General features: G+C 41.6%; 3 protein-coding genes and 1 pseudogene. 3 read left to right on the forward strand and 1 reads right to left on the reverse strand.

The genetic code is table 11. From position 1 onward, the window contains the following. Positions 1–272 precede the first annotated feature (272 nt). From acpP to accA, 3 genes are read left to right on the forward strand one after another with little or no spacing between them, the layout of a single operon-like run. Positions 273–506 (forward strand): acyl carrier protein, encoded by a 234-nt coding sequence (gene acpP, locus BKH46_RS09120; RefSeq protein WP_095226518.1) that lies wholly within the window; start codon positions 273–275, stop codon positions 504–506. 54 nt (positions 507–560) lie between these two features. Continuing rightward, positions 561–1,799 carry a beta-ketoacyl-ACP synthase II gene (locus BKH46_RS09125; protein WP_095226519.1) on the forward strand — a complete coding sequence of 413 codons (1,239 nt, stop codon included), beginning with the start codon at positions 561–563 and terminating at the stop codon, positions 1,797–1,799. A gap of 13 nt (positions 1,800–1,812) precedes the next feature. After that, positions 1,813–2,742, forward strand: a complete 930-nt coding sequence (gene accA, locus BKH46_RS09130; RefSeq protein ID WP_095226520.1) for an acetyl-CoA carboxylase carboxyl transferase subunit alpha — start codon at positions 1,813–1,815, stop codon at positions 2,740–2,742. 55 nt (positions 2,743–2,797) lie between these two features. Here accA and BKH46_RS09600 read toward each other — a convergent pair. After that, positions 2,798–3,114, reverse strand: a pseudogene (locus BKH46_RS09600) (hypothetical protein); the annotation flags it as partial.

Raw genomic sequence — 3,114 nt, forward strand, 5'->3', positions numbered from 1 at the left:
CCAAACAAGGCAAAATAGTTATGGCACAAGATAGAGCAAGATTCTATCTTAAAGATAAATCAAAGCATACTAAATGATATGTATTCTATCAAAATAAATTTTATGTTGCACTTAAATGGGGGAGGGGGGGGAGGTTTGTCTGTCTGATTTGAATCGTGCTTTGGGTGGATTTGCATTGGACTTGTTTCTAGTAATTTTTAATTTTTAATTTTTTTTTATTAAAATTTTGTTAGAATTAGAGTTTCTAATCGAAAATTTATGAAGGAGATAAGATGGCTTTATTTGATGATATACAAGCTGTGGTGGTTGAGCAACTCAATGTGGATGCCAATCAAGTAAAATTAGAGGCTGAGTTCGTAAAAGATTTGGGTGCTGATTCTCTCGATGTTGTCGAGCTTGTAATGGCATTAGAAGAAAAATTTGGAATCGAGATTCCTGATGAGCAAGCTGAAAAGATTTTGACAGTGGGCGATGTAGTGAAGTTTATTGAGGACAACAAAAAATAATCAGCTCCATAACGGGAGCTTTTCTAGTCTGAATCGTTATTATAAGGAGTGTATGTGCGTCGGGTTGTTGTAACGGGCTTAGGAATGATCAATTCATTAGGGCTAAACAAAGGGGATTCTTTTAAATCTATTGTAGGTGGAAAATGTGGGGTTAAAAGAATTACCTGTTTTGATGCAGATGATTTTCCCGTGCAGATCGCTGCAGAAATCACAGATTTTGACCCCAATGAGGTGATGAATCCTAAAGAAGTCAAAAAGGCCGATCGTTTCATACAGCTTGCTTTGAAGGCTTCTAAAGAAGCTATGCTTGAAAGTGGGCTTTTAGATGCCTCAGGCAAGTGCGATGCAGCTATCGCTGATCGGTTTGGCGTGAGCTCAGCTGCGGGGATTGGTGGCCTAGGGAATATTGAGAAAAATTCTATCACTTGCTTTGAAAAAGGTCCTAGAAAAATCACACCATTTTTTATCCCATCGGCTTTGGTGAATATGCTTGGGGGCTTTACCTCTATAGAGTTTGGTATCAAAGGGCCCAATCTATCGAGCGTGACTGCTTGTGCAGCGGGGACACACGCCATCATTGAAGCAGCAAAGACAATTATCCTCAATGGCGCTGATAGAATGCTAGTGATTGGCTCAGAATCTACGATTTGCCCCGTGGGGATTGGAGGGTTTGCAGCGATGAAAGCCCTCTCAAGTAGAAATGATGACCCTTTGAGGGCATCACGACCTTTTGACAAAGACAGAGATGGCTTTGTGATGGGCGAGGGTGCTGGTGCTTTGGTGTTAGAAGACTATGAAAGTGCGCGTGCAAGAGGAGCAACAATCTATGCAGAGCTTATCGGCTTTGGCGAGAGTGGCGATGCTAACCATATGACGACTCCTGCTCCTGAGGGCGAGGGCGCATCGAGGGCAATGAAAGCTGCTTTGAAGATGGCAGGCGTGGGGATTGGATATATCAATGCACACGGGACAAGCACGGGGTATAATGACTTGTTTGAAACAATGGCATTACGCAATACCTTTGGTGGGAAGCAAAATGTCCCACCTGTGAGCTCTACAAAGGGGCAGATCGGGCATTGCTTGGGGGCTGCAGGGGCTATTGAGGCTGTGATATCCATCATGGCAATGCAGCAAGGTATCTTGCCTCCTACAATCAACCAAGAAACCCCTGACCCTGAGTGCGATCTTGATTATATTCCCAATGTTGCCAGAGAGGCTAAGATTGAAACTGTGATGAGCAATTCCTTTGGCTTTGGTGGCACTAATGGTGTCGTGATATTCAAAAAAGTATGATACAGAGATAGAAGTGGCGACTTATCTGGATTTTGAACAAAAAATCAAGAGTATCCAAGATGAAATAGAGATGGCCATTATCCGTGGTGATGAGGCAGCAAAGGATATTTTAGAGATCGAGCTTGAGAAAGAAGTGCGCTCTGTGTATTCAAATATGAGCGATTACCAAAAACTCCAGCTTGCGCGCCACCCCGATAGGCCTTATGCGATGGATTATATTGATTTGATATTGAAAGATGGCTATGAAATATCAGGAGATAGGCATTTTAGCGATGACAAAGCCATTGTTTGCTTTTTAGGCAAGATTGAGGAGCAATCTGTGCTAGTCATTGGAGAAGAGAAAGGACGCGGCACTAAGAATAAATTGATGCGTAATTTTGGTATGCCCAATCCAGAGGGCTATCGCAAGGCGTTGAAAGCTGCGAAATTTGCTGAAAAATTTGATATTCCTATTTTGATGCTTGTAGATACTGCAGGTGCTTATCCTGGATTAGGGGCAGAGGAGAGAGGGCAGAGCGAGGCGATTGCTAAGAATCTGCAGGATTTTGCAGCACTCAAGACCCCAACGATTGCAGTTGTGATCGGTGAGGGTGGGAGTGGAGGTGCTTTAGCAATTGCTGTGGCCGATCGGCTTGCGATGATGCAGTATTCTGTGTTTAGTGTCATTTCTCCTGAGGGCTGTGCGGCAATTTTATGGAACGATCCGAGTAAAATTGAATCTGCGACTAAAGCAATGAAAATCACCCCCGATGCGCTCAAGCAAGCCAATTTGATTGATGATATTATTTTAGAGCCAAGCAGAGGGGCACATCGTGATAAAGCATATGCTGCCAATGCTATCAAAAAGTATTTTCTCTCCAGTTTAGAGGGTATCAAAAAAGATAGGGATTATGTCCAGAAACGTTACCAAAAACTGATGTCTTATGGGGCTTTTTCAGAATAAATTAAATATTTTATTTTTTATCTAGGGGTTTTGATTTCCCCACCCTCTCCCCATCTCAGCTTTCCCTCTCTTGTCTTTGATATTCTTGATATTTGTTAGGCTCTTGATATTTAGTTTTTTGATATTCTCTTCCTTGATATTCTTGTTTTCCATACTCTTTGTTTTTTTCTTGATGTTTAGTTTCTTTATATTCTTGTTTTTGATACTCTTGCTCTTTATATTCCCCCTCTTGATACTCTCTATACCCTTGATATTCTATCTCTTTAAAACCATTGGCTGCAGTGATGATTTTAGGTGTGATGATGATAATGATCTCTTGAGTTTGCTTGAGAGATTTTTTATAAGAAAAGAGATATTTGAGCAAAGGGATAG

The sequence above is a fragment of the Helicobacter sp. 12S02634-8 genome (genome assembly GCF_002272865.1).
Taxonomy (GTDB): domain Bacteria; phylum Campylobacterota; class Campylobacteria; order Campylobacterales; family Helicobacteraceae; genus Helicobacter_J.